Origin of the sequence: Streptomyces sp. NPDC058683 (assembly GCF_042716195.1) — a bacterium.
Taxonomy (GTDB): domain Bacteria; phylum Actinomycetota; class Actinomycetes; order Streptomycetales; family Streptomycetaceae; genus Streptomyces.
The window spans coordinates 1-3,563 of record NZ_JBHXSK010000106.1 but is presented as its reverse complement, the minus strand read 5'-3'; the positions used below and the strand labels follow the sequence as shown (position 1 = coordinate 3,563).

3 protein-coding genes and 1 rRNA gene are annotated in these 3,563 nt (G+C 71.6%); 3 read left to right on the top strand and 1 reads right to left on the bottom strand.

The genetic code is table 11. The annotated features are described in order from the left end of the window. From ACFWXC_RS52430 to ACFWXC_RS52420, 3 genes are all read left to right on the top strand, one after another. A partial coding sequence (locus ACFWXC_RS52430) for a DUF4350 domain-containing protein (protein ID WP_384491343.1) occupies nucleotides 1-1,056 on the top strand: 1,056 nt, incomplete at its 5' end. Beyond that, nucleotides 1,056-2,045: an AAA family ATPase gene (locus tag ACFWXC_RS52425; RefSeq protein ID WP_384491374.1), complete on the top strand. Its 990-nt coding sequence runs from the start codon at nucleotides 1,056-1,058 to the stop codon at nucleotides 2,043-2,045. The genes ACFWXC_RS52430 and ACFWXC_RS52425, both read left to right, overlap by 1 nt. After that, the gene (locus ACFWXC_RS52420) at nucleotides 2,045-3,355 is read left to right on the top strand and encodes a DUF58 domain-containing protein (protein WP_384491341.1); all 1,311 of its coding nucleotides are present in this window, start codon (nucleotides 2,045-2,047) and stop codon (nucleotides 3,353-3,355) included. Before ACFWXC_RS52425 ends, ACFWXC_RS52420 begins: the two co-directional genes overlap by 1 nt. 120 nt (nucleotides 3,356-3,475) lie before the next feature. Here the strand turns inward: ACFWXC_RS52420 and rrf are convergent. Further along, nucleotides 3,476-3,563 (bottom strand): 5S ribosomal RNA (rrf, locus tag ACFWXC_RS52415); the annotation flags it as partial.

Here is a 3,563-nt window from a genome sequence, read left to right as displayed (position 1 = left end):
GGTCTGGGCGATGTGCCTGAACGCGGCCGGTGCCGGAGCACTCGTCCTCGGCGTCCAGGGCACGGACGCGGCGCGGGGCCCCGGCCCCGGGGGGCCCCCCCCGCGGCGCGCCCCCCCCCCCCCCCCGGCCGCGACACCACCCTGCTCGTCGCCGTCCCCGACCTGCTCACCCCAGGTCAGCAGTCCCAACTGCGGGTGTCGACCGCCGGATCGGGCGGCCGCACGATCCTGGTCGCCGCCGGCAGCACGTCCGTCGAACGGCTCGCCCCCGGCGTCACCGCCGACCCCGCCACCAGCCTGAAGTCCACGCTCGACCCCCATTGCAACCTGGCCGAGGCCCGCCGCGCGGGCAGCGCCGACACCGGTGGCATCCGCTACACCACCACCCACCTCGACGCCGACTTCTGCTACCCCAGCCAGCGTCTGGCCACGCTGATCCGCGTCCCCGCGGCCTCCGGAGGCGGCGACACCATCGTCCTCGGCGCGCCCGACATCCTGCTCAACGACCGGCTCGACGAACAGGGCAACGCCTCGCTCGCCCTCCAACTCCTCGGTTCCCGCCACCATCTGGTCTGGTACCTCCCCTCGCTCTCCGACGCCTCCGCCGCCGGTACGGGCGACCAGAAGTCCCTGTTCGACCTGCTCCCCTCCGGCTGGCTCTGGGGCACACTCCAGCTCTTCTTCGCCGCGGTCCTGGCCGCCTTCTGGCGGGCACGCCGACTCGGCCCCCTGGTACCCGAGAAACTCCCCGTGGCGATCCGCGCCTCCGAAACCGTCGAAGGCCGCGCCCGCCTCTACCGCAAAGCCAACGCCCGCGACCGCGCGGCCGCCGCTCTTCGCTCCACCGCTCGCACCCGCCTCGCCCCCCTCGTCGGCGTCCCCGTCTCCCAGGCGCACTCTCCCGAGGCCCTGCTCCCCGCCCTCTCCGCCCACCTCCACGGCGACGGGCAGGCCCTGCACTCCCTCCTCTTCGGTCCGCCACCCGGCGACGACGCGGCCCTCATCGCCCTCACCGACCAACTCGACGCCCTCGAAAGAGAGGTACGCCGTCCATGATGGACCCGACCACTGACAACGCCGGGAACACCGGGAACCCGGCCGACGCACGGGCCTCCCTGGAGGCCCTGCGCGCCGAGATCGCCAAAGCCGTGGTCGGCCAGGACCCCGCCGTGACCGGCCTCGTCGTCGCTCTCCTGGCCCGCGGACACGTACTACTTGAAGGAGTCCCCGGGGTCGCCAAAACGTTGCTCGTCCGCACCCTCGCCTCCGCACTCGAACTGGATACCAAGCGCGTCCAGTTCACCCCGGACCTCATGCCGAGCGACATCACCGGCTCCCTCGTCTACGACACCCGCACCGCCGAGTTCTCCTTCCAGCCCGGCCCGGTCTTCACCAACCTCCTCCTCGCGGACGAGATCAACCGCACCCCGCCCAAGACCCAGTCGGCCCTCCTGGAAGCCATGGAGGAACGCCAGGTCACAGTCGACGGCACACCGCGCCTGCTCCCCGACCCGTTCCTGGTCGCCGCGACCCAGAACCCGGTCGAGTACGAGGGCACGTACCCCCTCCCCGAAGCCCAACTCGACCGCTTCCTCCTCAAGCTGACGATCCCTCTCCCCTCCCGCCAGGACGAGATCGACGTCCTCACCCGCCACGCCGAGGGTTTCAACCCGCGCGACCTGCGCGCCGCCGGCGTACGCCCCGTGGCCGGCCCCGCCGACCTCGAAGCCGCCCGCGCCGCGGTCGCCAAGACGACCGTCTCCCCCGAGATCACCGCCTACGTGGTGGACATCTGCCGCGCCACCCGCGAGTCGCCGTCCCTCACCCTCGGCGTCTCCCCACGCGGCGCCACCGCCCTCCTGGCCACCTCGCGCGCATGGGCCTGGCTGACCGGCCGCGACTACGTCATCCCGGACGACGTCAAGGCCCTCGCCCTGCCCACCCTCCGCCACCGTGTCCAGCTGCGCCCCGAGGCAGAGATGGAGGGCGTGACGGCCGACTCCGTCATCAACGCGATCCTCGCCCACGTCCCGGTCCCCCGCTGATGCCCCTCACCGGACGCGCCGCCCTCCTCGCGGCAATCGGATCGATCCCCATCGGCATCTGGGAACCGAGCTGGACGGGCATCCTCGCGGTCAACGGTCCGCTCGCCCTGGCCTGCGCCTGCGACTTCGCCCTGGCCGCTCCGGTACGACGTCTCGTGCTGACCCGCTCCGGTGACACATCCGTGCGCCTCGGCGAGACCGCCGACATCACCCTGACCGTGACCAACACGTCCGGACGCACCCTCCGGGCCCGGCTCAGGGACGGCTGGCCGCCTAGCAGTTGGCAGCCCGGCACGGAGATCGACGCTTCACGCCACCGCCTCACCGTGCCGCCGGGCGAACGCCGGCGCGTGACGACCCGCCTGCGCCCCACCCGCCGCGGCGACCGGCAGGCAGAACGCGTCACGATCCGCTCCTACGGCCCCCTCGGCCTGTTCTCCCGCCAGGGAGGTCACAAAGTGCCCTGGACCGTACGGGTTCTGCCCCCGTTCACCAGCCGCAAGCACCTGCCATCGAAACTCGCCCGATTGCGTGAACTCGACGGCCGCACCAGCGTCCTGACCCGCGGCGAGGGCACCGAATTCGACAGCTTGCGCGAGTACGTTCCCGGCGACGACACCCGCTCCATCGACTGGCGCGCGACGGCACGCCAGTCGGCGGTCGCCGTACGGACCTGGCGTCCCGAACGCGACCGCCACATCCTCCTGGTCCTCGACACCGGCCGCACTTCCGCCGGCCGCGTCGGCGACGCCCCACGCCTGGACGCCTCGATGGACGCGGCACTCCTTCTCGCCGCCCTCGCCTCACGCGCGGGCGACCGCGTGGATCTGCTCGCCTACGACCGCCGAGTCCGCGCCCTCGTCCAGGGCCGCGCCGCAGGCGATGTCCTCCCGTCCTTGGTCAACGCGATGGCCATGGTGGAGCCCGAGCTCGTCGAAACGGACGCGCGCGGACTCACGGCCACGGCGCTCCGTACGGCTCCACGCCGTTCCCTGATCGTCCTTCTGACGACGCTCGACGCGGCACCGGTCGAACAGGGCCTGCTTCCCGTTCTCTCGCAACTGACTCAACGCCACACGGTCCTGCTCGCTTCGGTGGCCGACCCGCGTGTCGCCCGCATGGCGACGGCACGCGGAAACGCCGACGCGGTGTACGAGGCGGCAGCAGCAGCACAGGCGCAGAGCGAACGGCACCGCACGGCAGAACAACTCCGCCGGCACGGTGTGACGGTTGTGGACGCGACGCCTGAAGATCTCGCTCCCGCATTGGCCGACGCATATCTGGCCTTGAAAGCGGCGGGCCGGCTCTGAAACTCCGCGGCAGGCCCGCCGTCGGGCCTGCCCGTTCCTCCGCGAATCCAACGCGAATCCAAAAACGCCCGTAAATGCAGAAAGGCCCACACCATATGGCGTGGGCCTTTCCTAAAATTTGTTCGGCGGTGTCCTACTCTCCCACAGGGTCCCCCCTGCAGTACCATCGGCGCTGTAAGGCTTAGCTTCCGGGTTCGGAATGTAACCG

What these genes read in the sequence shown, in the direction of transcription:
- ACFWXC_RS52420 (WP_384491341.1), top strand. Translation starts at nt 2,045, where the DNA reads ATGCCCCTCACCGGACGCGCCGCCCTCCTCGCGGCAATCGGATCGATC.
- ACFWXC_RS52425 (WP_384491374.1), top strand. Translation starts at nt 1,056, where the DNA reads ATGGACCCGACCACTGACAACGCCGGGAACACCGGGAACCCGGCCGAC.